The sequence below is a fragment of the Bacteroidota bacterium genome, from assembly GCA_016720935.1.
Lineage (GTDB): Bacteria > Bacteroidota > Bacteroidia > AKYH767-A > 2013-40CM-41-45 > JADKJP01.
Genome location: JADKJP010000006.1, coordinates 1187244 through 1212187 on the forward strand (window position 1 = coordinate 1187244; position 24944 = coordinate 1212187).

General features: G+C 39.0%; 22 protein-coding genes. 11 read left to right on the plus strand and 11 right to left on the minus strand.

Going from position 1 to position 24944, the window contains the following annotated elements; translation table 11 throughout:
• Positions 1–43: 43 nt before the first annotated feature.
• From IPP86_13130 to IPP86_13140, 3 genes are read left to right on the plus strand one after another with little or no spacing between them, the layout of a single operon-like run.
• Positions 44–1072, plus strand: a complete 1029-nt coding sequence (locus tag IPP86_13130) for a bifunctional oligoribonuclease/PAP phosphatase NrnA (GenBank protein ID MBL0139451.1) — start codon at positions 44–46, stop codon at positions 1070–1072.
• A 27-nt stretch (positions 1073–1099) separates the two neighbouring features.
• A complete protein-coding gene (locus IPP86_13135; protein ID MBL0139452.1) occupies positions 1100–1612 on the plus strand; it encodes an FKBP-type peptidyl-prolyl cis-trans isomerase in 513 nt (170 codons plus the stop codon).
• Complete coding sequence (locus IPP86_13140) at positions 1609–2532, plus strand: FKBP-type peptidyl-prolyl cis-trans isomerase (protein ID MBL0139453.1); 924 nt, start codon at positions 1609–1611, stop codon at positions 2530–2532. The genes IPP86_13135 and IPP86_13140 overlap by 4 nt, the downstream gene beginning before the upstream one ends.
• Positions 2533–2543: 11 nt before the next feature.
• Here IPP86_13140 and IPP86_13145 read toward each other — a convergent pair whose 3' ends face one another.
• From IPP86_13145 to IPP86_13175, 7 genes are all read right to left on the minus strand, one after another.
• On the minus strand, positions 2544–3251 hold the full coding sequence (locus IPP86_13145; GenBank protein ID MBL0139454.1) for an SAM-dependent methyltransferase: 708 nt from the start codon (positions 3249–3251) through the stop codon (positions 2544–2546).
• Positions 3252–3277: 26 nt separating this feature from the next.
• On the minus strand, positions 3278–3748 hold the full coding sequence (locus tag IPP86_13150; GenBank protein ID MBL0139455.1) for a low molecular weight phosphotyrosine protein phosphatase: 471 nt from the start codon (positions 3746–3748) through the stop codon (positions 3278–3280).
• Between the two features lie 12 nt (positions 3749–3760).
• Positions 3761–5035 (minus strand): dihydroorotase, encoded by a 1275-nt coding sequence (locus IPP86_13155; protein ID MBL0139456.1) that lies wholly within the window; start codon positions 5033–5035, stop codon positions 3761–3763.
• Between the two features lie 22 nt (positions 5036–5057).
• Positions 5058–7121: a BatA domain-containing protein gene (locus tag IPP86_13160; protein ID MBL0139457.1), complete on the minus strand. Its 2064-nt coding sequence runs from the start codon at positions 7119–7121 to the stop codon at positions 5058–5060.
• 18 nt (positions 7122–7139) lie between these two features.
• Positions 7140–7919, minus strand: a complete 780-nt coding sequence (locus IPP86_13165) for a TIGR02757 family protein (protein MBL0139458.1) — start codon at positions 7917–7919, stop codon at positions 7140–7142.
• Positions 7920–8395: 476 nt separating this feature from the next.
• Entirely contained in the window at positions 8396–8839 is a 444-nt protein-coding gene (locus IPP86_13170; protein ID MBL0139459.1) for a response regulator, read from the minus strand.
• A 294-nt stretch (positions 8840–9133) separates the two neighbouring features.
• Positions 9134–9355 carry a hypothetical protein gene (locus tag IPP86_13175; GenBank protein MBL0139460.1) on the minus strand — a complete coding sequence of 74 codons (222 nt, stop codon included), beginning with the start codon at positions 9353–9355 and terminating at the stop codon, positions 9134–9136.
• A 119-nt stretch (positions 9356–9474) separates the two neighbouring features.
• Between IPP86_13175 and IPP86_13180 the strand changes: the two genes are divergently transcribed.
• Both IPP86_13180 and IPP86_13185 read left to right on the plus strand, forming a co-directional pair.
• On the plus strand, positions 9475–11007 hold the full coding sequence (locus IPP86_13180) for a hypothetical protein (protein ID MBL0139461.1): 1533 nt from the start codon (positions 9475–9477) through the stop codon (positions 11005–11007).
• Between the two features lie 65 nt (positions 11008–11072).
• Positions 11073–12005 (plus strand): hypothetical protein, encoded by a 933-nt coding sequence (locus tag IPP86_13185; protein ID MBL0139462.1) that lies wholly within the window; start codon positions 11073–11075, stop codon positions 12003–12005.
• A 37-nt stretch (positions 12006–12042) separates the two neighbouring features.
• Here IPP86_13185 and IPP86_13190 read toward each other — a convergent pair whose 3' ends face one another.
• Positions 12043–12348 (minus strand): helix-turn-helix transcriptional regulator, encoded by a 306-nt coding sequence (locus tag IPP86_13190; GenBank protein MBL0139463.1) that lies wholly within the window; start codon positions 12346–12348, stop codon positions 12043–12045.
• A 167-nt stretch (positions 12349–12515) separates the two neighbouring features.
• Between IPP86_13190 and IPP86_13195 the strand changes: the two genes are divergently transcribed.
• The 3 genes from IPP86_13195 to selD are packed head-to-tail and all read left to right on the plus strand — an operon-like array spanning position 12516 to position 16176.
• Complete coding sequence (locus IPP86_13195) at positions 12516–14135, plus strand: hypothetical protein (protein ID MBL0139464.1); 1620 nt, start codon at positions 12516–12518, stop codon at positions 14133–14135.
• Positions 14068–15117, plus strand: coding sequence for a tRNA 2-selenouridine(34) synthase MnmH (mnmH, locus tag IPP86_13200; protein MBL0139465.1), 1050 nt, complete (start codon positions 14068–14070; stop codon positions 15115–15117). The genes IPP86_13195 and mnmH overlap by 68 nt, the downstream gene beginning before the upstream one ends.
• Positions 15118–16176 (plus strand): selenide, water dikinase SelD, encoded by a 1059-nt coding sequence (gene selD / locus IPP86_13205; protein ID MBL0139466.1) that lies wholly within the window; start codon positions 15118–15120, stop codon positions 16174–16176. It abuts the gene before it with no gap.
• Positions 16177–16185: 9 nt separating this feature from the next.
• Here the strand turns inward: selD and IPP86_13210 are convergent, their stop codons facing one another.
• A complete protein-coding gene (locus IPP86_13210) occupies positions 16186–17973 on the minus strand; it encodes a T9SS type A sorting domain-containing protein (GenBank protein MBL0139467.1) in 1788 nt (595 codons plus the stop codon).
• A 194-nt stretch (positions 17974–18167) separates the two neighbouring features.
• On the opposite strand from IPP86_13210, the gene IPP86_13215 reads away from it, so the two are divergent.
• Complete coding sequence (locus tag IPP86_13215) at positions 18168–20774, plus strand: proprotein convertase P-domain-containing protein (protein ID MBL0139468.1); 2607 nt, start codon at positions 18168–18170, stop codon at positions 20772–20774.
• A 35-nt stretch (positions 20775–20809) separates the two neighbouring features.
• On the opposite strand, the gene IPP86_13220 is transcribed toward IPP86_13215, so the two are convergent.
• The gene (locus IPP86_13220; protein MBL0139469.1) at positions 20810–22096 is read right to left on the minus strand and encodes a T9SS type A sorting domain-containing protein; all 1287 of its coding nucleotides are present in this window, start codon (positions 22094–22096) and stop codon (positions 20810–20812) included.
• A 2-nt stretch (positions 22097–22098) separates the two neighbouring features.
• Positions 22099–22758, minus strand: coding sequence for an ABC transporter ATP-binding protein (locus IPP86_13225; GenBank protein MBL0139470.1), 660 nt, complete (start codon positions 22756–22758; stop codon positions 22099–22101).
• Positions 22759–23128: 370 nt separating this feature from the next.
• On the opposite strand from IPP86_13225, the gene IPP86_13230 reads away from it, so the two are divergent.
• Both IPP86_13230 and sucC read left to right on the plus strand, forming a co-directional pair.
• Complete coding sequence (locus tag IPP86_13230) at positions 23129–23659, plus strand: DinB family protein (protein MBL0139471.1); 531 nt, start codon at positions 23129–23131, stop codon at positions 23657–23659.
• An 87-nt stretch (positions 23660–23746) separates the two neighbouring features.
• Entirely contained in the window at positions 23747–24940 is a 1194-nt protein-coding gene (gene sucC / locus IPP86_13235; GenBank protein ID MBL0139472.1) for an ADP-forming succinate--CoA ligase subunit beta, read from the plus strand.
• The last annotated feature ends 4 nt before the right edge of the window (positions 24941–24944 follow it).

Consider the following 24944-nt stretch of genomic DNA (forward strand, 5'->3'; position numbering starts at 1 on the left):
TTATCTTCTGGAAGTCTTTTGTAATTTTGAAAAAATATTCCGAATGAATAACCGCTTTCCCGGGGCAGAAACGCAACCATTATTTCAATACCTGAAAACTTCACGTAAAGTGGTCATTACAACGCATCATCGCCCGGATGGAGATGCAATGGGTTCATCGCTTGGATTGTATAATTATTTGAAATTAAAGGGTCACCAGGTCTATGTTGTGACTCCGAGTGAATATCCCGATTTTCTTCACTGGTTGCCGGGACATGAGCAAGTGATCAATTTTGAAGAAGACAGATCACTTTCGGAAAAATTAATCCGGGAATCAGAAATTATTTTCTGTCTGGATTTTAACTGGCTTAGCAGAGTAGAGGGACTCGAGCCAATACTCAGAAACTCAGAACAGATTAAAGTGCTCATCGATCACCATCTGAATCCTGAGCCGGTTTTCAATTATTCCTTTTCTTACCCTGCAGCTTGTTCAACCAGTGAGCTCATTTATCAGTTTATTGAAGCTGCCGGAGAGGAACACCTCATTAATAAGCAAATTGCGGAATGCCTGTATTGCGGAATCATGACCGATACCAATTCCTTTCGTTATGCTTCCATGAAGGCCGATACTCATCGGATCATCGCGAATCTCATGGAAGCAGGTGCTGAAAATTTCAGAATACACGAACAGGTATATGATCATTCCTCAGAAAACCGCCTGCGATTACTTGGTTATTCACTGAAAGAGAAGCTTGTGGTGTTGAACGATTACAATACCGCTTATATCGCCCTTTCTGAAAGCGAATTGCAAATGTTTAATTTCAAAACAGGCGATACTGAAGGATTGGTAAATTATGCACTGAGTATCGAAGGAATAAAAATGGCTGCATTTTTTTCTGAACGGGATGGCATGATTAAAATTTCTTTCCGTTCAAAAGATGAGTTTTCTGTTCAGGAATTGTCCTCCAAATATTTTGAAGGTGGAGGACACCGTAATGCTTCGGGTGGCAGATCACTGTTATCCTTGCAGGATACAATTCAGAAATTTCTGGACATCCTTCCTTTTTATAAAGCCAAGCTCACAGGATTGTGAGATTTTACTGAATAATAGAAAAGTAAAATGAAGAGGTGGAAAATATTGATTGTTCCGGCGCTGATGTTCGGGTGCTCTTCTCCAAAAGAAAAACCGGCCAGTGATGCTGAAATTCAAAATAGGTTGACGGAAGTGAACCGTCTTATGGTTCGCGATGAAGCAAAAGACATTGAGGATTTTATTCAGCGTCATCAGTTCAAAATGACAAGTAACGGTACCGGATTACGCGTACAGGTATTGGTGAAAGGAAATGGTAAAACACCATCCATACATGAGGAAGTGGCAATGGTGTATTCTGTTTATTTACTTGATGGAACATTGTGTTATTCAGCACCGGAAGCACATCCTTTAAAATTTCATCTCGGAGAAGGACAACAACCCAGAGGATTGGAAGATGCCCTTATCACATTACCGGAAGGTAGTCATGCCAGAGTGATTGTACCCTCTCATCTGGCTTTTGGTATTACAGGTGATGGAGATAAGATACCCGGTGCCAGTGCATTGTATTATGAAATTCATTTGCTGAATACTCAACCATGAAGAATCTTAAATTTATTGCTCCGCTGTTTGCTGTCATCATTACTGTTGGCATGTTTGCATGTATGAAAGGCAAAGAGATGACCACGAATGCCGGATTTCGTTATATCCTCTATACCGACAACAAAGGACCTAATCCCCAGATAGGTGATTATGTAACGTTGGATCTGGTATATAGAAACGCGGAGGATTCTGTATTTTTTGATTCCAGAACCAATCCAAAACCATTTCGTTTTCAGTTGGAGAAAATTCCTTTTCAAGGATCTTATGAAGACGGATTAACCTATTTGTGCCAGGGAGACAGTGCTACATTTTATGTTCCTGCGGACTCCATGTATGCTTATTACATCACTCGACGTGGTGAGACAATTCCACAGGAGCAAACTGTTTTCAAAAAAGGTAGCTTTTTTAAATTTGATATAAAACTGCTGCGTATTCAGACAATGATTGAAGCTGAGCAGGAAATTCTCATAGAGAAAAGTAGCAGGGAAAAAGCGGGGATGAAAATTTTTAATCAATATGTAACCGATCATCATTGGGAATCTAATTTCGATAGCGCCGGCTATTACATGGAGTACATAAAAAAAGGGTCAGGAAGTCCTGTTGATACCGGAGCAATTATCTCCGTCAATTTCACAGGTAAATTTCTTGACGGCCGCGTGTTTGACAGTTCGGAGCAGATGGGACATCCTTATCGTTTTGTTCTGAATACAAGACAGGTAATTGGAGGTTGGGAATTGGCATTTCGGAAATTAAAAGTAGGGGACAATGTAAACCTCCTTTTGCCTTCGCAATTGGCATATGGAGAAGCAGGGATGAGAGATCCGAAAAACGGAACTTACATTGTTCCATCCTATGCACCTTTACTTTTTGAAATCGAAGTGTTAAAGGTTGAGAAGCTCAATGCTTTGGTCAAAAAGTAAATTTTCAAAATTTATTTACCTAGTAGAAAAATACATGGTTTCTTGTTGAGATCGGGTAGTTTTCTCTTCCATTGTCCGATGGATTTGGTTTCAATGGATTCCTCTTTTCCGGTCAGGTTACAGGCAATGCACAAGAGGGTTTCGGATGCGCAACAAAGTAATAAATCCTGCAACATCGCATTGTTTCGATAAGGAGTTTCAATGAACAACTGAGTTTGTTTCTTTTTCAGCGCATCTTTTTCGAGTTCCTTGATTTTCTGTTTTCTGCTTTCCGATTCACGCGGTAAATAACCATGAAAAACAAAACTCTGTCCATTCATTCCACTTGCCATCAAGGCCAGAAGAATACTCGATGGACCAATCAAGGGCATCACTTTTATTCCGGATGCGTGCGCCAATCTTACAACCTCACTTCCCGGATCCGCAACTCCCGGACATCCGGCTTCGCTCATCAGGCCGACATTTTTTCCCTCTTTCAACGGTTGGAGGAATGCTGAGATTTCAATATCTTTTGTGTGTTCATTGAGTAAGTGGAAGACAAATGATGATTGGGCAACAGGACTTTTGATAAGCTTCAGAAATCGCCTTGCTGTTTTTTCATTTTCAACAATAAATTCATCCAGATGGTAAAGTATGTTTTTTCCATCTGTGGTCAGGATATCAGGATTCTCCTCTGAAAGAAAAGTAGGTATCAGGTATAATGTACCGTTAGTGTTCATGAAATCAGAATCTTGATTTGATTGTTCTATAATTTGGGATTCTGTTCAATGCTTGAAAGGAAATTTTTACAAGCATCCTCAATCAATTTATATACAGGTACAAATCCATCTTCATTTCCAAACCAGGGATCAGGTACATCTGAGTTTAAATTGCTTGAGGAATGTGCAAGCAATAAATCAATCTTCTTTTTTTCTTCAATTGAATTCGCCAATTTTTCTACATCCCGGTAGTTGGATTCATCCATGACGAAAATTTTATCGAAACGGGAGAAATCACTTTTATTGAATTGCCTTGCTACCAATTTAGATATATCCACTCCAAAACGGGAAGCTGTAGAAATAGCACGACGATCAGGAGCTTCACCTGAATGCCAGTTGCCGGTGCCGGCTGAATCCACTTCTATCGGGATATTCTTATCCTGTGCCAGCTTTCTTAGAATTCCTTCTGCCATTGGGGAACGACAAATGTTTCCAAGGCAAACCATCAATACTTTCATAGTTTTAATACCTCAGGAACAAATGTGGAATTGATCATTGTTTAATACTGCAATAGCTTTTCCTTTCAGTTCCTTACCGGTAAATGGATTGTTTATTGATTTAGACAGGAATTTTGAATCATCGACAGTCCATACAATATTTGGATCGAACAAAGTAAGGTTTGCAATAGCTCCTTCTTCGATATTAATTTCAGGTAAGCCAAGGACCCTGCGTGGGCCATTCGAGAATTTATCAATCAATACATCAAGACTTACTTTTTTTTCGATTGCTTTACAAGCTGCGCCAAAAGCGGTTTCCAATCCGGAGGCACCAAACGCGGCAAGGTCAAATTCTTTTACTTTATTTTCCGGATCTTCAGGGCTATGGTCAGAACAAATAGCTGAAATGGTTCCGTCGTTCAAAGCTTCAATTAATGCTTCTATATCATCTGATGTACGTAAAGGCGGCTTCACTTTTAGCATGGTATTAAAATCTGACAATTCACTGTCATCCATGGCAAGGTGCAGTGCAGAAACATCTGCACTTACTTTCAATCCTTTTAGCTTTGCTTCACGAATCAAATTCGTAGCTGCTTTGGTGGTAATGGTAGAAAAATGTATCGCCGATTCCGTGTAAGCCGTCAACTGAAGGTCACGACTGATCATTACTTCTTCCGCGATAGAGGGGATTCCTTTTAGACCAAGGGTTGTACTGGTAACTCCTTCATTCATCTGTCCTTTTGAGGAAAGAGAACAATCATCCGCGAATGAAAAAATTCGTCCGCCGAAATTTTTAGCGTACAGTAATGCCCGCGTCATTAATCCTGCATCCTGAACCGCTCGTTTGTCGTCAGTGAATGCAATTGCGCCGGCAGTTGACATGTCATACATTTCACTCAGGTCTTTACCTTCCCTTTGATGCGATAAGGTTCCTGCTACATGCACTTCCACAAGTTCATTCTTTGTTTTATTCAGCACAAACTCTACTTCCGATTTGGTATGGATAGGAGGAAAGGTGGAAGGCATGCATAAGACACCCGTAAAACCACCCTGAGCAGCGGCTTTGCATCCGCTTTTTAAATCTTCTTTATACTCATATCCCGGTTCTCTGAAATTTACGTGGAGATCAAACCATCCCGCCGATAAATATTTATTCTTTGCATGAATCGTTTCTCCGTCATTTAAACTGAGAGATCCGGGTGTGGCGATTTTTTGAATGATTCCATCAATGATGAGAACATCGTGTACAGATCCGGAATCAGAAGAACCGGGTTTTACCAGAGTGACTTCTTTGATCAGGATTTTCATAGTGATGAATTTTTATGGATTATCAGGAGCGGAAGAATCGGACCAGTAAGATTTCACATGCCAGGAAAACAAGGACAAGCAGGATACAGAATTTCCACAATTGCCTTCCATCATTCATTTGTGTGAGCGAATGAGTGAGATCCTTGCCTTGAGCCTGGATGATATTAAAGTTCTTTCCATTGGATGCCTGCATCAGTTTTTCGAGTTCGTCCTGAGAATAACAGGTCAGATCTGATTCAGTGCGATCGTAGTTAAATGAAATCCCTGATAGCATGGATTTGTCTGCTCTGATTTCGTAGGTTCCGGAGGACCGGATCTGATCGTGCACCGAAAGCACCATGCTGTTTTCCATTCTTCTTATTTCAGGAATAATGTCGAATTGCAATTCCTTGTTGACAAGGTGCAAAATATTATCTCCCGGGAATACACTGTCCTTGAAAGTGATTTCCTGATTTCTGCCGATGATCAGAGGAGCACCGATTTCAGATGATCCGGTTAATGCTGACTTGATGAAAATTGGTACAAACAAAGCATGACGTGAAAAATTGCTGAACTCTTTTCCCAGCGGAACAGCAAGGAAATATAACTGGCCATTACCATAGTTACTCATTCCCAGGAATGTATTTCCGCTCTGAAGTTTAAGCAAAGCCTCTTCCCGGTTTTTACTCGATTTGGAAAGCGAATAGTAAGCACTCACCAGTGGCAGGTCAAGATTTTCAGGAAGGTTTTTATTTTTTTCGAAAACATCTTTGAACAGATTGTGATCCTTTTCGATTTTTGTTACCTTCTCAACACCACGGTTCATTGTCAGATATACCGGGGCACCCATTGGTTCCATTAATTCTCTGTATGAATTCAAATCTGCTTCCGGAGAAGGAATAATAAATAATTCTCCACCCTGCAAAACATATCTTCTCAATTCCTGCGACAAGCCGGATGACAACTCTTGTACTTCATTAAGTATAATCATTTGATTATTTCTGAATGAAGAATAATCAACCTGAACAGCGTTGGTGTTTTTGAAAACAAAATAAGGATCATTGCCAAAAAGTGCCTTCAGGTTTTGGCTTTCTTCTTTCCCGTTAATTGCAAGAAGCTGAATAGATGGTCTGACTTTGAAAGTGAAATAATAATTGTCATCAAAAGTAACAGGATAGTCGGTGATCGATAACTCAGCATTTTGCCATCCCGCTTGTGAAATTGTGAAAGAGAGACGAATATCTGTTACAGCATTGCCGCTAAGGCTTACACTTGCCAGCGATTTCTGAACGCCATTGATGGTCAGCTTTAATGGAATATTTTCGATTTCTTTTTCGCTGTTGTTTTTGACTCGTACAACCAATTCGTTGTTTGAGTTCAGCTGAATGAAAGGGGTATTGATATAGCAGGTATCGATATAGATATTCTGTTGAAGGCTGGCGGTCAGTGGTACGAAATTCAGCTGAAGCATTGTATCCGGTTTCAGATTTTCAGGATTCATCTGGCTGCGCTGAAAATCGGAAAGGATATATGCAATATGATCGCTGGTTACATCCGCATTGCCTCCAAATAATGCATCGTGTTGACGAAGCACAATTTCTGAAAGGGATTTCACTGCCGGACCCGGATGCAGTTGATCAATTTCAAGTAAAAGTTCTTCCCTGCTCAATAATCGCTGATGATGTGCTTCAAAATCATTCGTCAGCAATTGAAACTGATCACCGGGAGAAAAAGCCATTGCGATTTCGTGGGCTTTTTTCTGAGCCAGGCTAAACAGACTGCCTTCTTTTCCGACAGCTTCCATGCTGAAGGAATTGTCGATGAAAATGCTCACTTTTCTCATCGATTTTCTCTTAACATCCTTATTTTGAGGAACGTATGGCTGAGCAAAAGCGAAGACCAAAAATGCAACTGCAAGCAATCGCGAGATTAAAATGAGGAGGTGTTTGAGTTTTGATTTCGATTGAGTGTCCTGCTTTATCTCTCTAAGAAATTTGACATTGGTAAAGAGGACCTTCTTAAATCGCCGGAAATTAAAAAGATGGATAATTACCGGTATCGCCAGAGCGAATAAAGCGAAAAGGAATTCAGGATAGATAAACCGCATTGCTCCAAAGATACGGAATCAAAATTTCTCAGACACACCTAAACCGAACAAGGCGAAATCATATTTTACCGGGTCCTGTGGATCCAGTTCTTTTAAAAAGCCCGTCAATTCAGTCGCTGCCTGCCAGTCGTTTTGATTTCTATGAAGGATGCCTAGTTTTCGGGCGACTCTTCCCGAGTGCACATCCAGTGGGCAGGTAAGGAGTGAAGGTTGTATATTTTTCCATAGCCCAAAATCAACACCGGCTTTATCCTGACGAACCATCCAACGCAGAAACATATTGATCCGTTTTGAAGCAGAACCTCTTGCAGGGTCTGCAAAATGTTTCTCGGTGCGTTTGGCATGTGGAATCGAGCAAAATAAATTTCTCCAGACTGATATCGATGTTCCGAGGTGAGAAGCGTCTTTGGGAATTGCAGTATTCATGACTTGTTCGAGCCCACCGTTTTTTCTGTAAATGTTTTGAAGATGTAGCATAAAAACACGGCAATCTTCCGAATTAAACGTACGATGTCGAAACAAATTGAATCTCCGGAGGTCTTTCAATGCAAAATTCAGGATAAAATCATGGGGCGAATCATCCATCAGCCGCATCAATTCCCGGGCATTTTTAAGGATAACGGACCTTTGCCCCCAGGCAATGGTAGCCGATAGAAAAGCTGAGATTTCAATATCCTCTTTTTTGTAGAAAAGATGAGGAATACTTACCGGATCCAAAGGAATAAAGTCAGGCCTGTTGTACAAGCTGACTTTTTCATCCAAAAATTCCTTTAATTCTGCCTTTTGAAGTAGTTTCATTCAAAGACAAAAGTAGTGACTCTGTCCTTCTTTTCAGAAGACAAATAATATTGCAGCCAATGAACAAATAAAAACCAGAATCAGGTCAAGGATTGCGTACTTGAATTTTGCGATAAACATGGTGCCGATTTTTATATGATTATAGTTATTGGTCGATTTAATTTTCAGATGCCCTTATTTGTCCTTCACAAGGCGCTTCGCAGTGCGCCTTGCTACGGACAACAGCCCAAGCACGTTCAGGCCGAAATAGGTTGGCGGCGTTTTTTGAATTCGCCTCCATAAACTACGGACATGACCTGGTTCATCTGCTCCAATAATTCTTTTTCGGTATGCTGTAATACAGCGGATTCCTTTCGTTCACCAAATACTAGGCTCAACGAGTGTTTCGCAGACACAGTTGAATTACGGTTATAGATAATTTCCATATAATGGATTATTAAGGTTATATAAGAGGGGTAATTTGTTGAATTTCAGTCTTAGTTGTAGATGAAATCCTTAAGTTGGAATACATCAAGTGGTTTAACCAGGTAACGTACAACACTTGGGTTCATCAACACTTTATGCTTAGTGTCCTGATCAAGAGCAGTAGTGGTCACTACTATTTTGCATTTGCTGCGAATAAAGTCTGACAGGTTATTAAATTCTTCGAGGAAACGGAATCCGCCGTCATTTGGCATATCAAGGTTCAGAAAAATCAATTCCGGGACATCGCTCAAACGAGTCACATTATTGAGGAAATTGATCACCTCATCCTGGCTCAGTTGTTTTTTCACCTCTTTAGCCACATGCAGAGCATTCAGAATTGTTTCGCTGATAAACAGGTCCACCTCACTGCTATCTACAATGATTACTTTATTGAATCTTGGTTCTGGTTTTGCTTCGCTGTAAGCAATTTCTTTGTAGGCTCTGGTCGATTTCATGGTCGTAAGAATTAGTGTTTCAGATTAGTGAGTCAAAAGTACCCCCACGACCGTCCCAAAAAAAGGGACAAAATGAAAATAAATAGACATTCGGTCTGGCCATAGACTATGACCCCGAATGTCTATTATTCAAGAAATTTAGCGTTTTACGAATTTTAGTGTGCTAAGTCATTTTCTTTCGATAAATCCGACCTCCTAACTATTAATATATTGATATATAATAATATAAGATATTTTTTTAGTCTAAACTTGGAGTATTAAAAAAATACCCCAATATTTACATTATGGGACATATCAGTTAGTTGACTTTGGGTCAACAGAACATCCAATAACCATATCATCTAATGAACCGCCGGTTTCTACATATTGATACAATGCAGCGTCGCCACCCAGTTCATTATAGTTGCTGTTTGATTGTGCCTTGGTTACTACATCCTGGTTAACCTTTATTTTTCCCGATCCGGAATCATATGTGATACCGAATGCCATTAAGATGCTGATTAAGAGTTCTAACATATTTCGCAGTTTTTATGGGGTTTGAATAAGTCAAAACTATACCCATATGACCATCGGAATGGACGATTTTCGGCGATTATCTTACAATGAGATGAACCAGCATTTTTTATATATAAATCATGATTAAACTCAATTCTCTAAAAAACCTGATTTCCAAACTGAATGAGGAGGAGTATACTTCAGTAATCAATTTTTTAAAATTCAACTCTCCGAAAACAGGCCGGGCAAACTTGAAAAGTGTTTTGTTGGTTGAAATAGCCAAAGACAAACAGGCATATACATCTAATGAAATTCAAAAAACTATATATGGAAATATCAATCATGTCGCATTTAATAAACTCGTGAACCGGGTTTATACAAAAGTGCTTGATGTGATTATTCTGGATTCTAATTTGTACAATGGTAAATATTCAACCAGGAATAAAGTTGTATTTGAACTGAGGAAAAAAATTTTACAGGTAGATCTTGTGATCTTGAGAGGAATTCGTGAAAATATTGAAAGAGAGATAGACTATATCATTCATAAATCAAGAACATTTGAAATATACGATGTCTTGATTCAAGCTCTCTATTCAAAACAGAGATTTTTAATTTTGCAGAATAATCCTAAAAAAGCAGGTCAAATCAAAGCTGATATAATTGAGGCTGAAAGAGGTTGGACGGCATTCAATTCTGCTCAATCAATTTTTAATTCAATTTCGTCCAAAATCAATGCTTCAGCGGGTGATAGGAATTTTGAATTGGAATTGAATTCGGCGGTTCAGACATTAAAGGATAGCTATGATCAAACAAAATCTCCAACAATCTTGTATTACTATCTGTTTCTTGCAACCGAAATTTCACAAAGAAAAAAAGAATTTCGAAAAGCTTCTTCATATTTGGAAGCACTTTTAAGAAATGTCGCTTCAAATAAGTCAGTTTACACAGACTTTAGGTACGGAATCACTCTAATAAATATTTCGAATAATCATATTCTAACATGTGAATTTGATAAAGCGGAGAATAGAATAATTGAAGCTAAAAAGTATTTTAAAGAGCAACCTGTAAATTTATCCATTGCAGAAGAAATAGAATTTTTAATCCAGTTGTTCACAGGAAAGATAGATAAGGCCGAGTTAATTATTAATAAGTTGGCAAATTCACCAAGTGCATTAAATGTTCCACTGCTTCTTAGTAAATGGACATATATGAAGGCTTGCATCTGTTTCTTGAAGCATAACTTTAAAGATGCAATTGATTTGTTTAGCCGATCCTCAGAGATCGAAAAAGATAAAGAAGGATGGAATTTCACCAAAAGAATAATGATCCTCTTGTCTCGTATAGAAATGAACGATTTGGATTCAGCTGATTTAGATATCCAGAGCATGGATAAGTTTATGAAACGTTTACAAAAAGATAAGCATATCAAGCCGAGATTAATTCTTATTGTACGAATATTAAGAAAGCTCATTAATGAAAATTTTGATTATAAGAAGGTTTATAAATTGAGAAAAAAGTACTTTGAGAAACTGATGTCAAATGAACCCGATTACAAATGGGAAATTAAGAGTCCAGAATTGATAATTTTTGATGAGTGGTTTATGTCAAAAATGAATAATTCAACTTATGATTCAAATAATGTTATTCATAAGATTGATGCATTAACAGATTAAATTCTATTTTGTGCGGTTGTGATTTTATATAAGAGTTCTGTTATTAGCTGCTCTAATTATAGAAAATGTTACAGAGCATATTTTGCAGGCAACAGTTTTTTTTATTTATCTTTTTCTTCAGACTCATTGATTCTGCTTATTCAAATCAGTTTATTTGGAGAGAAACACATGTGCAAAATGATTCAGGTTCCCAGATAAATAATATAAATAAATTTTCTAATTTTAAGTTAGAAGATCATAATTTAAACTTTTGTTTATCTTTTTTGCAAAGCCAATTTTTGCAAGATAAAAACGTATACTCATTAGGACTATCTGAAAAATATGCATTAAATTTTCGATTTGTAAAGTGTGGACTAAATTGGAGATTTTGTGGAAAATCAGATCTGGGATTTGTTTATATTATAGATAGTATTTGGTTAAAAAGCAACGACTATTTGGAATTCTATATAAATGGCTCTGAAAAGAGAAATAAAACATTTGAGTCATCGTATTCTTTACTATTTATTTCGCAAACACTTCCGACTTACAGTTATTACAATCAGGACATGACTAAACGAAGAGTACAAATCGGTGGTTTTTTAAACCCTGGAGTACTTCAACTTGCATATGGATTTGAATATAAGGTTAGAGAAATGGGAAGGATAGTTTGTTCATTAGCAACAATACGTTTACATTCCTTTAAAGAGTTTATTGGATCAAATCAAGACCAAGCCGATCAGATATCAAGGGTTGATTTGGATTATGGCTTTAGTTTAGATTTTGATTGCAAGAAAAATTTTAAAAATCGGTTGGAAATCTCAACTAATCTACATTTTTTTGTAAATTCATTTACAAAGGATAAGATAAAATACAACTCTGACTTGTGTATTAGATATCTATTTTCAGAATTAATTATTTTGCAATGCACTGCGCGTATAAATTTCGATTCTGAAATATCGAGAAAGTTTATTTTTCAAAGTCAACTATCGTTAGGTCTCAATTATAAAATCAATCATTAGTTTTTATCATTCGTGTTTCAGTGTTTTGATTCAATATTTAGTTCGTAATTTTATTATTTTCATTTGGCTCATTTAAGAACGATAACGAATATCGATCTTGTTTATTACCCTCCATGCTGTCAAAGAAATCTTTTGGAGTTAATTTGTGAATTGAACATAACTTAAAGAAATTTTTCATAGTTAAATTTTGGCCATTTTCCCATCTCCAGTAAGCTGTTCTATTTAGATTATTTTCATAGCTGAATAGTTCAGCTGATTTGTATCCTTTTTTAATTCGTAGCTTTCTTATTGCTACACCCAGGTTGATAAGCATTTCATCTTTTGATTTTTTAGCCGTTTTCATGTTTTCATTTTTATACAGCAAGAATACTTATACTACCAAGGAGTTTAATGGAAATTGAAGAGCCTATTGAGACATTGAAATTGAGCTAAAAACCTTAAAAAAGTTTTTGAAAAGCTAGTAATATTGGTTTACTTTGGAAAATAACATATACAATTTGACATCTAAATATGAAAGAGTTGAAGGATTTGAAATGGTTGATTCTAAATCTCACAAAGGCCGAAAAAAAGGTTCTTTTTAAGTTATTAAAATTAACAAATGAAAAAGGTGCCGATTCGAAAGCTATACTTTTAATTCAATCACTATTGAATAGTCAGGACTATCATGTAAGTGATTTGAATACCATTTTATATAAAGATTCCCAAATAGTTGCGTTGCGTAAACTTATTAAAAGAACTTACTTGAGAGTATTGGATGTAATTCTATTAAAATATTCAATTGACTCCAATACAACATATGACTTACGTGCAAAGGAAATATTTCTATTGAGGAAGAAACTGCTTCAATATGATATGTTACTTTCAAGAGGTATTCAAGACACGAGTATTCCTGAATTGGATAAATTAATTCAGAAAGCTGAGAAGTATGAGTATTATGATATTTTACTATTCATATTGTACAAGAAACGTAGGTTGCAGCTCGCTTCTTCCAATTATAAGAGTTTTCAAATTACAAACCATAAGATTGATAAATTTGAAATGGCAAGGAAATGTTTGCATAAAGCAGAAGAGTCTTTTTATATCGCTTGTGTTTTGAACTTTCAATCAATAAATCAAGAAGAGAATAAAAGTGGATATTTGAAAAGTATAATAAATGAAATTCGTGAAGATGTTAGAATTACTGGATCAAAAACCATTCGATATTACTTATACTTACATGAAATTGAATATTTCGACTTGAAAATGGATTATTATTCAGCTTATCTTTCTTCTGAGCAGTTAACCTCATTTCTTCATAAAGAAAGTATCGTCAATAGCTTAACAAGGATGTCTACCGCTTTATTGAATAAGGCAGTTTATTTAATTAAGTGTTATCGCTTTCATGAAAGTGAATTAATTTTAAGCAACCTGGATCGAAGAATCTTGAAAAACAAACAAGATGATCTGGTTATTAAGGAGATTCTATTGTGTATTGCCATATTTTCTAGCAAGCAATTACTAGCCAAAGAATGTTTGACTTATATTTCAAAATTAATTGAAAGCGATGATAATTATGGAATAAAGAAATCAAAATATTACTATTTAGGACTTAACTGCAATTATTTATTTGGACATTCGCTTTTTGGAAAAACATTTTCCGACTTCCCCGACGAAAAATGGAAGTTTTATCATCGTGTATTTAGTATTCAGTTGTTGATTGAATCTGAAAAATATGAATTGGCAGATGCACAGATTGAAAATAACAGGAAGTATATTGAAAGAATGAAAAAGTCGGATGTCCTGGATTCTCGACAGGCATTAATTGGTAAGGTGCTGGTTGAGCTTAGCAGGAAAAGCTATGATTTTAAAAAGGTATCCAAATCAAAGCATAAGGAACTCGCATTGTTGGATTCGGTTGAACCTGAATATCGCTGGCAGATCATGAGCCCTGAGTTTATTGTATTCCAGGATTGGTTTAATGCTCAGTTAAACCATGAAAAGTATGATCACGGGAAAGTTATGGAGAGAATGAAAGCAAAAATATCTCCTGTTGTTCAAAAACCCTTAGTAACTTTGAGCCCTGATGACGGTAGTAAAAACAACAGAAGAGTTCCTTCAGGAGCAAAGAGAAAAAAACTGGCTACTGCTTGATGTCAGAAGTCAATCGGAATTTTCGCAGGGACATATTCCAGGGGCAGTAAATCTGCCTTTGCTCAATGATGAGCACCGAAGAATTGTCGGTACTACTTATAAGCAAAAAGGACGGGAAGAAGCAGTACAGGCAGGCTTTGATCTTGTGGGTCCTTCTTTCGGCGATTTTGTAAGACAGGCTAAAAGCCTTAGTAAATCTAAAACCATCTTTCTTTACTGTTGGAGAGGGGGAATGCGTTCCGGTATTATGTCCTGGATTTTGAACATGGCGGGTTTCCAGGTACATGTATTGAAAGGTGGATACAAAGCGTTTCGTAACTGGGCAATGACCCAGTTTTCTATCCCAAGGAAAACCATTGTAATTGGTGGGGCAACCGGTTCCGGTAAGACGGAATTGCTGGATTGTTTGCTCAAAGATGGAGGGCAGGTGATAGATCTGGAAGGCCTGGCCAACCACAAAGGTTCTTCTTTTGGTGCATTGGGGCAGCCTCCTCAACCAACCTATGAGCAATTCGAAAATAATCTTGCTTTAAACTGGAGATATTCTGATCCTGACAGCATCCTCTGGTTGGAAAATGAAAGCCATGCCATCGGCAGAGTAAAGATTCCTGATCCACTCTTTGAAATTATCCTGAATTCACCTTTGATTGAAGTGATCGTTCCTAAAAAAATCAGGGCGGAAAGAATCCTTCATGAATATGGACATTTTCCTCCGGTTTCTTTAGCTGAATGTACTGCTAGGCTTCAAAAACGTTTAGGAGGCTTACGAACACAGCAGGCTTTATCCGCTTTGGAAGAGAAAAACTTTGATGTCTGGATTGACATTCTACTTGATTATTATGATAAAACTTATTCTCACGGAAACGAAGAGAGGAAAAATAAAGTAATCAGGAGTATAGAAATTTCTGATGGTGAATCTCATCATGAATTTGCAAAAAGAATTGAAACATTTGGAAATGAAATTTTAAACCAGATCATTTGAATGGACAATCAACTGAATGAAACCATAAAACTCACCCAGATGAGCCGGGGATCCGGGTGTGGCTGTAAAATTGCACCTGCTATTCTGGAAGAAATACTCGGAGCGAAAGTACAAGGGAATAATTTTCCTAACCTTTTGGTAGGAAATGAACATAAAGACGATGCGGCTGTCCTGGAATTGCCGGGAGGTATTTGCCTGATCAGTACAACTGATTTTTTTACACCTATTGTCAACAACCCATACGATTACGGTCGAATAGCCGCGGCGAACGCGTTAAGTGATGTTTACGCAATGGGTGGTAAGCCGATCCTTGCACTCGCGATTATGGGTTTTCCTGTAGATAAATTATCTACCGATGTTGCAAGACAGATCATTGCCGGAGCAAAAGAGATTTGTAAAACCGCGAATATACCCCTGGCCGGTGGTCATACTATTGATTCTCCTGAACCGGTTTTTGGTCTTGCAGTAAACGGCCTTGTTAAAAAAGAAAACATTCGAAAGAACTCAACTGCAAAAGAGGGTGATGTGCTCATCCTGACAAAACCCCTTGGTACAGGAATTCTTGCAGCGGCTCACAAACGTGGTCTGATTGAGACTGCCGACCTCGAACGACTTATACAAGTGATGACACGACTCAATGTTGAGGGTGAGAAGTTGGGTGAAATTCCTGGAGTTCATGCCATGACGGATGTAACCGGCTTTGGTTTGTTGGGACATCTCATTGAAATGTGTGAGGGGAGTGGATTATCCGCAAATTTAGTTTTGAATAAGATCCCTTTAATTGAAGGAGTAGAAACCTATACAAAGCAATTCATCGTTCCGGATAACACTTATCGGAATTGGAACAGTTATGAGAAAAAAGTAAATGGTATCAACGGACCCGAATTCATGATTCTTTGCGACCCTCAAACAAGTGGCGGACTATTGATTTCTGCTCATCCTGATTCTGTGAATGAAATCACCGAGGCATTAAACCAATTTTCATTCACTGAAAACTGTACGGTGATCGGATCCATGATTCCGCAATCGGATTCAATGGTATATATTCACCAGAATTGAAATTCCTGTTTAGTGAATAATCTGAATACGGCTGTGCTGCACGCCTTCCGATGAAGTACATTCCAGGATGTACATTCCGGATGGTACTGCATTCACATCAATTTTGGTGCTGTTGCCATTTCCAAGGAAATCATCATTCGTACTGTAACAGATTTTACCATTCAGATCAAACAGCTTCAGAGTTGGGTGATGCAAATTTTGCATTGCTTCAAGCAGGATGAATGACTCCGCGGGATTGGGATAATTGCGAATCATTTCACCGGATTTTGCCTGAAGGGAAATGCCTGTACCATCATCGATGACAATTGTGTAATCCTCTGTTTCCCCGGAAAGGAAATTTGTACATGCATCGATAGCGCCATTGGTTGCACCTGACAAACGTGTACGGATTCTCATTTTTGTTGTACCCAAGGATGCAGTTGGAGGGACAATGAACAAAATACTGGATGGAACATTAATAGTTGTAGAAGCGCTGATCTGTGACCATTCCGATGCGTCGAAAGAACCATTTCTGTCATAATCTATCCAAAGTGAAATATTCGCGTTGAAAGTGGTGGTGACACTGATTTCGTAAGTAGCATTACGTATCAAAGTGGCGGTGGTAAATCCTGATGGTGGATAATCGGAATAATTCGGAGCCGTCAAATTTCCACAACCGGTTCCTACATTCGCAAGTGTAGTACCAAAGATTCTCACACTGTCGATGGAACCATAACCCATACAATCGCCTCCGAGATTTTGGGTGCAGTAACAAAGTGTTGGCGAGCTGAAATCAACAAATACAGGAGTGGAATAGGCGGTGAGTCCGCTACAGGTAACGGCACAGCGATACCAATTAGCAATCACTTGTGTAGACGAATAACTCAGGACGGTTGCTCCGGTGAGATCTGTCCATGTAATAGAGTCAGGAGAAGATTGCCACTGGTAAGTCTGACCAGGTCCACTGCTGTTTCCGGAAAGTGATACAATGAATGGATTGTTCGGGCAAACAGTACTAAAGGAGGAAAGAGCAACTCCCGGCACCGGTGGAGCGGTACAAGGAGCAGGAGCTTCCCATTTGTAATGGAGGCCAACAGGAGGGACAGATGATGGATTCAATGTGCATGTAGCGGTATTCGTTGCTCCATTGATAGAATTGACCCAACCTCCGGTTCCTGTACCCCGAAGATTAAAATCGCTGCTGTCATTTCCAATCATTCCAACAGTAACGAAACTGGCATTCAGATTGCATGTCATTTCACCATAACTGTATTCAATTTGGTTGCTACCTTCATAGAGCAATATTTGAAAATTAAAGTTGTCTCCGATATTTCCATGCTTTCTGAAATTTTTCCATTGAATCACCAATGTTTGATTTGGACTGGTGCCAATTGTCGAATAAAGGATTGATGAACCACCTTGCGCCTGGAGATTTCTTGCGAATCCTGCAAGGAAATTTCCGCCGGTAGAAGAATTCAATGGAAAGTAATCCGATGCTGAATTCATATTCACACCACCGGTTCCGAGGGCGATCCAACCATTCACATTCACTCCGAAAACATCGTAATTGAAACCATTGTATAGAAAATTAAAACCAATCGGCAAACCGGGACCACTTTGTGTTGATCCTCCGAGCGGAAACACAGGATCAATAAAATATTCATCTTCTGAAGTAGTATCACCAAGAAATGTTCCGGTGGCAATTTCATCATAATTGCTGATATCCGATTGAAAGATGTATGTACTTACCTGTGCTGAGGAGGTGTAAATTAGTCCAAAACTGAGAATGAAAATGATTTGAATGGATCGGAGTAACATAATTTTTTCTGCATTGAGATTGGAGAACAATTTAGGCTATTTTTTTATTTTCATGTACTTGGATAATTATCAGAAAGCCTTGTACTGGCATAATCTGAATTGTTAAATTAATTATATTAGCATTTCAGGTAAGATTCTTTCTTTCCGCCTGTTTCCTGCAGTCCACAATTCGAATCATTTAAACACACAAGTGAATGAAAACATTCCTACGTATTTGTATTGGCATGCTGTTGTTTGTTCCCAATTTCATGTATGCACAGTGCACCACTACTAATGCTAAAACATGCAGTTGCAAAGATGGTACGACCAATTGCGACCTTTTGCCTGATATTACTATCGCCAGGCCTCCACTTTTAGTCAGTGGATCGAGTGGGGTAATTGAATATTCTCAAACAGGGAATGGCGCGAATAACGGAAGGTTACGTATTTCAGTGAGCACTCCGAATATTGGCTATGGACCTCTTGAAATCCGTGCTCAGGCAATTTATGTATGTGGAACAGACACATTCTATGGTACCGCACCGGCCACTTGTACAGATGGCAGTGCACCAAAGCAATTGATCAAACAACGTGTTTATCACAAAACCGATTCTGTAATGTCGTATTATGACCGTGATGCAGGTACAATGACCTACCATCCGACACATGGACATATGCATGTTGACAATTGGGGAATTTTCACTTTACGTACTGCAACTGCAGATCCCAATCCATTGAATTGGCCTATTGTTGGTAATGGAGCAAAACTTGCATTTTGTTTGATGGATTATGGTACCTGTTCAACCTATAACGGACATTGTGTAGATTCAAGCGGCGCGACACTTACCAATACCAATTTCCCGAATTTCGGATTAGGTGGGGGAAGCTTCAGTTGTTCTCCAACCGCACAGGGAATTTCTTCCGGATACACAGATATTTATTATCAAAGCCTTGATGGTATGTGGATTGATATTCCACCGGGAGTTTGTAACGGACAATATTACATCGTCGCGCAGATTGACCCTTACAATTACTTTTTAGAATCAAAGGAGAACAATAATATTATGGTTGTTCCCTGGACTTTGACTCAGCAAACAGGTGCGCCTACCATCACAGCAAGTGGATCGACTTCCATTTGTCCGGGGCAAACGGTGACACTTACTTCTACCAGCGCAAATGCGTACTTATGGTCCAATGGTGCGACAACACAGAGTATTTCCGTGTCAACTCCGGGTTCTTATACAGTTACAGCCACCAATTCAAATTGCGTTTTCACCTCGACCGCGGTTAACGTTGTAGTAAATTCTCTGAATGTCACGGCAGGATCAACGCCAGCTGTGGTTTGTTCCGGGGCTCAGACGCAATTATCCTCTTCCGTTACAAATGTTCCGCAGCAAGGTCCTGTAGCATTTACAACAAATACAGCTGTCACCATTGTTGATTATAACAGTACTAACGGCGCTACTCCTGTTTATTCCCCTTTGGTAGTTTCCGGGATAACTCCTGCAACATTGTCTTCGGGCGCAATTGTAAGTGCAAAAATTAATCTCACTCACACCTATGATGGCGATATAGAAATTTGGTTAAAGGCGCCTTCAGGAGATTCAACATTACTGAGTAATCGACGCGGTGGAAGTGGTGACAATTTCACCAACACCATTTTTTCAATGTCATCTGCCACTTTGATTTCTACAGGAACGGCACCGTTTACCAACACTTACAAGCCGGATGGGAATTTGAATGCACTTACCGGAAATGTAAATGGAACCTGGAAATTGATTGTGATTGACAGAGCAGCAGTGGATGTTGGCCAGATTTTAAACTGGACACTTACTGTTCTAAATAACGAGACTTATTCATATTCCTGGAACGCTACGCCTTCAGGTTTTGTATCCACCATCCAGAATCCAGTAAACACTCCAGGCGCAACAACTACTTATACTGTTACGGCAACCAGTTCAGCTACCGGTTGCACAGGGACTGCAACTACAGTGGCAACGGTTACACCGGTTATTTTTATTGGTTCGTTGAATCCGGGTTCCGGAGCATCAGGAAACATCGTTACCATTTCGGGTAATGGTTTCTCAGGAGCAACTTCTGTTACATTCAATGGAGTCCCCGCGACATCATTTACAGTGAGTAATGCAAATCAAATTGTCGCTGTAGTACCTGTAGGCGCGACATCCGGACCTGTATGTGTTTCAGTTGGAGCCTGCAGTTCTTGTAGTGCCGTAAGTTTTAATGTAATTTCTTCCTTTGCGCTTAACCTGAAACTCTTTATCGAAGGTTATTACACCGGTGTGAGTTCGATGGTTCCTGTTGCAAGTCCCGTCACATATCCTTCGGTTTGCGATACCATTTTGGTTCAATTAATGGAAAACTTAGCAGGATTCCCGCAGGTGTTTTCAGGTGCGGCTATCCTTGGTACAAATGGAACATCGAGCATACAGATTCCAAGTTCACTCAGTGGTAAAAATTGCTATATCCGAATCCGGCATCGCAATGCTTTGGAAACATGGAGTGCTACACCCATTTCACTTACAGGCGGTACTCTGAGTTATGATTTCAGTACTGCGGGAAGCATGGCTTTTGGAAGCAATCAAAAACAATTAGGTGCCGGGGTGTATGCATTGTATAATGGAGATGTGAATCAGGATGGTTCTATTGGGTCCACAGATTTTACAATGATCGAAAACAAAGTTCAGCTTCTCCTGTCTGGCTATATTACAGAAGACCTGAATGGAGATTGGATGGTAGAGTCGACGGATTATTCATTCATAGAAAATGTAAGTCAGTTATTCCTTCTGGCTACGCATCCTTGATACTAAATAAAAAGTTTGAATTACCTGTGATAGATTCATTGCACAATGAATTTGCCACAGGTAATTTTTTTATTAGAATCAGTGATAGAATAAAAATATATCCCTGACGAAAATGTGTTTAAAGAGATTTCAGTAATTATTTCATCTAAATGAATTTTATTAGTCAATTGTCCGTTTGAATTGAAGATTGAAAATACCACATCCTTCTTGATTGAAATGTCATTGGAGTGGATTCTCAGACGATCAACTGCCGGGTTAGGGTAGACCGTGAATCCCGATTCAGTGGAATATTCAGGAAGTGAAGAAGTACTGTCAGGAGTGTATTCCCATAGATCTGTTTGAATATTCAATAAGCTATCATTTCCCATTCCTGCAAAAGCCCTGTTATTGATTACAAAGCAGGTTCCATTCGAAAATGGTAAACCCGGATAAGAAGCAACAGCAATCCACGAATTAAACACAGGATCGTACTTCCAAAGATCATTTTGATAGGATGTAGAAGTGCCGCATCCAACATAGCCTTTATCGAAAAGAGAAAATGAGATTGCATTGGATCTGTACTCTCCTTCAAAGTCGGCCAGCTGTGTCCAGGCATCGAGAAGTGGATTGTATTTCCAGAAATCTTTTTTCAAGTCCTGAGAAAAAGAAAATCCGGTACCAAAATACACCGTGTCCCGAATGGCGAAGCCGGCTGCCCAACGTCTGCCGAAAGTTGCAAGATCAGATACATTGCCAAGGTTCCGTTTGATGGTCCAACAGGTATCTGCGTATGGATTAAACTCCCAGGTTTGTTTTACATAACCGGAACTTCCATCATAACCACAAAGGATATATGCCCTGGACCTTGCGACAATTGCGACAGCATCTCGTCTGCCACTTGTAATGGCGCTCGTGTTGTAGAGTCCGAGTTCCTGTGCACTTTGCCATGTATTGCTTACAGGATTAAAACTCCAGAAATCTTTCAAAAAGTTTGTATCGTCATAGCCGGTTCCGACATATCCCAGTGTATCGATTGCAAAACCAACAGCGCCTTTTCTTGCCACACCGGCGAAATCCGCCACCTGGGACCATGCATTTATATCCGGATCAAATTTCCAGAAGTCTGTAAGCAAATTTCCCTGGCTGTCCTGTCCTGTCCCAACAAATGCCTGACCATTTATCACAAAACTCACTGCATTGATTCGTTCGATACCGGGAAAGTCGGCCCTACGAATCCAGGTATCAACACCTGTTGCACCTGAAAGTGCTGTTGACAGGAGAGTACACCCGAAGATGAATGATTTTGAAAAGAATGAAAATGTATGCAGGAGGGGTTTTTTCATAATTAATTTTGGTTGACCAATATGCCGTCTTTCATCACGAGTTTTCTATCCGCGAGTCGTGCCAACTCTTCATTGTGTGTGACGATGACAAATGTATTTTTAAATTGTTCTCTAAGCTCAAGAAACAAATGGTGTAATGATTTGGCTGAATTGGAATCAAGATTGCCGGATGGTTCGTCCGCAAACACCACACTTGGGTTGTTAATGAGCGCCCTTGCGACCGCAACACGCTGCTGTTCTCCACCGCTCAATTCGGATGGCCTGTGGCTCAATCTTTCACTTAGACTGAGTACATGCAGCAAATGACTTGCCTTGTTCATCGCTTCTTTTTTTGAAACTCCTTGAATCAAAGCAGGCATCATCACGTTTTCCAAAGCACTGAACTCAGGTAACAAATGATGTGATTGAAAAACAAATCCAATTTTTTGATTTCTGAATAGAGCAAGTTTGCGGGAGGAAAGGGTCGTGATCTCCACATTATCAATACTCACACTTCCTGAATCCGGTTTCTCCAGAGTGCCCAGAATGTGAAGCAAAGTGCTTTTTCCGGCTCCTGATGCACCAACAATGGAGATAATTTCACCGGTTTCGATGCTCAATTCAATTCCTTTCAAAACCCGAAGTGAATCAAAAGATTTCTGTATTGCGTTGGCTCTAATCATGCTTGTTTTGCTTCGACCACGAAAGTAATGAATCTTCAGTAACCGGAAATTCACCGTCAAAGAGGATGCTCCAACCGGCTATTCTCGCCAAGGTTTTAACTTAAAATTGAAATTTTCAGAATCACAATTTCATAACAGAATTGATCTGGGTTTATTGTTTTGAAGACCTGAAAAAGGTTTTAATTACAGGGTATTTCTTTACCACAGGAATCTAAGCATCTCTCTGAATTAACACAACGATCAATCAGCATTCAAATTTTGTCTGTAGGTTTGTGTCTCAATAAATTTGTCGATTAATTCACTTGACATTGTTGTTTATAAACATTTTATATACAGATAATTAGACTGAATCAATAAACTATAATACTACATGAAAATCACTCCTCCGGCCATTTCGGAATTATCCCAATATTATCAGAGTTACCTGAAATACCTGCCCGAGACTGACCTCTTGGAAGCCATTCAAAAACTGTCCATGGAATCGGAAAAATTTTATTCTGAAATCACAGAAATTCAGGCAGGATACAGTTATGCCGAAGGTAAGTGGCAGTTGAAAGAAGTCGTTGGGCATATCTGTGATACGGAAAGGATTCTGGTTTACAGGGCACTTCGTATTGCCAGGAACGATAAGACCCCAATCGAAGCTTTCGATGAAAATTTTTACACGGAAAATTCCTTCTATTCAAGTAGAAGTTTTTCAAGTATTTACGAAGAATGGAAGACCATTCGTGCAGCCAGCTTGTCCTTTTTTCAAAACCAACATCCTTCCGTTTTTGAAAATGTAGGAACTGCCAACAATACACCTGTAAGTGTAAAAGCGATCCTGTATTTTATCATCGTACATGAAAGACACCATCAAAGGATCATAAAGGAGCGTTATTTAAACGTTGAAAAATCGTGATGAATTACTGATTCCACGGGCATTCCGGATAAAAAAAATGATACTTTTGTGCGGCAAAATTGTGCTTAAACGCCTAAATTCATCACTATGAATATTCATGAATACCAGGGAAAATCGATCCTAAAATCATTTGGAGTCGGAATACAGGAAGGAATTGTAGCAGAAACACCTGAACAGGCAGTTGAAGCTGCCAAAGAACTAAACAAAACTACTGGTACTTCCTGGTGGGTAGTGAAAGCACAAATACATGCAGGTGGCAGGGGTAAAGGCGGCGGAGTAAAGCTTGCAAAGTCGCTGGATGAAGTAAAAGAGAAGGCCAGTGCAATTATTGGAATGAATCTGGTAACTCCTCAAACCGGGCCTCAGGGTAAAAAGGTAAGTAAGGTGCTCATCGCACAGGATGTATATTATCCGGGCGCCTCTCCAACAAAAGAATTTTATATCAGCGTTCTTCTTGACAGACAGAAAGGAAGAAATATCATCATGTATTCTACCGAGGGAGGTATGGATATTGAAGAAGTGGCTGCCAAAACTCCTCATTTAATTTTTAAGGAAGAAATCGATCCTAAGGTAGGAATGCAGGGATTTCAGGCAAGAAAAATTGCTTTTAACCTGGGATTGAGTGGAGAAGCATTCAAACAAATGACAAAGTTTGTCGCTTCCTTATACAAAGCTTACGATACCATTGATGCTTCTTTGTTTGAGATCAATCCGGTTTTGAAAACATCCGATGATAAAATTATCGCGGTGGATTCAAAAGTCGGTTTTGATGAAAACGCTTTGTTCCGTCATCCTGATTATGCGGCGATGCGTGATATCGCGGAAGAAGATCCAACGGAGGTAGAAGCAGGTGAACACAACCTGAACTATGTGAAACTGGATGGTAACGTCGGTTGTATGGTGAATGGTGCCGGACTTGCGATGGCAACAATGGATATTATCAAACTTGCAGGTGGTGAACCGGCGAACTTTTTGGATGTAGGTGGAACTGCAAATGCAGCCCGTGTAGAGCAGGCTTTCCGGATTATCCTCAAAGATCCGAATGTGAAAGCCATTCTCGTGAATATCTTCGGAGGAATTGTTCGTTGTGATCGCGTTGCTCAGGGAATTGTAGACGCCTATAAAAATATCGGCGCCATTCCGGTTCCGATTATTGTCCGTCTTCAGGGAACTAACGCTGAGGAAGCGAAAAAGATTATTGATGAATCAGGACTTAAAGTATTTTCAGCGATTCAGTTGAAAGAAGCTGCTGATCTGGTGAATGAAGTTCTGAAAAAGTAAACCA

What these genes read in the sequence shown, in the direction of transcription:
- IPP86_13150 (MBL0139455.1), bottom strand. Translation starts at nt 3,748, where the DNA reads ATGAAAGTATTGATGGTTTGCCTTGGAAACATTTGTCGTTCCCCAATG.
- IPP86_13145 (MBL0139454.1), bottom strand. Translation starts at nt 3,251, where the DNA reads ATGAACACTAACGGTACATTATACCTGATACCTACTTTTCTTTCAGAG.
- IPP86_13190 (MBL0139463.1), bottom strand. Translation starts at nt 12,348, where the DNA reads ATGAAAACGGCTAAAAAATCAAAAGATGAAATGCTTATCAACCTGGGT.
- IPP86_13160 (MBL0139457.1), bottom strand. Translation starts at nt 7,121, where the DNA reads ATGCGGTTTATCTATCCTGAATTCCTTTTCGCTTTATTCGCTCTGGCG.
- IPP86_13230 (MBL0139471.1), top strand. Translation starts at nt 23,129, where the DNA reads ATGAAAATCACTCCTCCGGCCATTTCGGAATTATCCCAATATTATCAG.
- IPP86_13135 (MBL0139452.1), top strand. Translation starts at nt 1,100, where the DNA reads ATGAAGAGGTGGAAAATATTGATTGTTCCGGCGCTGATGTTCGGGTGC.
- IPP86_13180 (MBL0139461.1), top strand. Translation starts at nt 9,475, where the DNA reads ATGATTAAACTCAATTCTCTAAAAAACCTGATTTCCAAACTGAATGAG.
- IPP86_13130 (MBL0139451.1), top strand. Translation starts at nt 44, where the DNA reads ATGAATAACCGCTTTCCCGGGGCAGAAACGCAACCATTATTTCAATAC.
- selD (MBL0139466.1), top strand. Translation starts at nt 15,118, where the DNA reads ATGGACAATCAACTGAATGAAACCATAAAACTCACCCAGATGAGCCGG.
- IPP86_13185 (MBL0139462.1), top strand. Translation starts at nt 11,073, where the DNA reads ATGTTACAGAGCATATTTTGCAGGCAACAGTTTTTTTTATTTATCTTT.
- IPP86_13215 (MBL0139468.1), top strand. Translation starts at nt 18,168, where the DNA reads ATGAAAACATTCCTACGTATTTGTATTGGCATGCTGTTGTTTGTTCCC.
- IPP86_13165 (MBL0139458.1), bottom strand. Translation starts at nt 7,919, where the DNA reads ATGAAACTACTTCAAAAGGCAGAATTAAAGGAATTTTTGGATGAAAAA.
- IPP86_13170 (MBL0139459.1), bottom strand. Translation starts at nt 8,839, where the DNA reads ATGAAATCGACCAGAGCCTACAAAGAAATTGCTTACAGCGAAGCAAAA.
- IPP86_13155 (MBL0139456.1), bottom strand. Translation starts at nt 5,035, where the DNA reads ATGAAAATCCTGATCAAAGAAGTCACTCTGGTAAAACCCGGTTCTTCT.
- IPP86_13140 (MBL0139453.1), top strand. Translation starts at nt 1,609, where the DNA reads ATGAAGAATCTTAAATTTATTGCTCCGCTGTTTGCTGTCATCATTACT.
- mnmH (MBL0139465.1), top strand. Translation starts at nt 14,068, where the DNA reads ATGACGGTAGTAAAAACAACAGAAGAGTTCCTTCAGGAGCAAAGAGAA.
- IPP86_13220 (MBL0139469.1), bottom strand. Translation starts at nt 22,096, where the DNA reads ATGAAAAAACCCCTCCTGCATACATTTTCATTCTTTTCAAAATCATTC.
- IPP86_13195 (MBL0139464.1), top strand. Translation starts at nt 12,516, where the DNA reads ATGAAAGAGTTGAAGGATTTGAAATGGTTGATTCTAAATCTCACAAAG.
- IPP86_13210 (MBL0139467.1), bottom strand. Translation starts at nt 17,973, where the DNA reads ATGTTACTCCGATCCATTCAAATCATTTTCATTCTCAGTTTTGGACTA.
- IPP86_13225 (MBL0139470.1), bottom strand. Translation starts at nt 22,758, where the DNA reads ATGATTAGAGCCAACGCAATACAGAAATCTTTTGATTCACTTCGGGTT.
- IPP86_13175 (MBL0139460.1), bottom strand. Translation starts at nt 9,355, where the DNA reads ATGTTAGAACTCTTAATCAGCATCTTAATGGCATTCGGTATCACATAT.
- sucC (MBL0139472.1), top strand. Translation starts at nt 23,747, where the DNA reads ATGAATATTCATGAATACCAGGGAAAATCGATCCTAAAATCATTTGGA.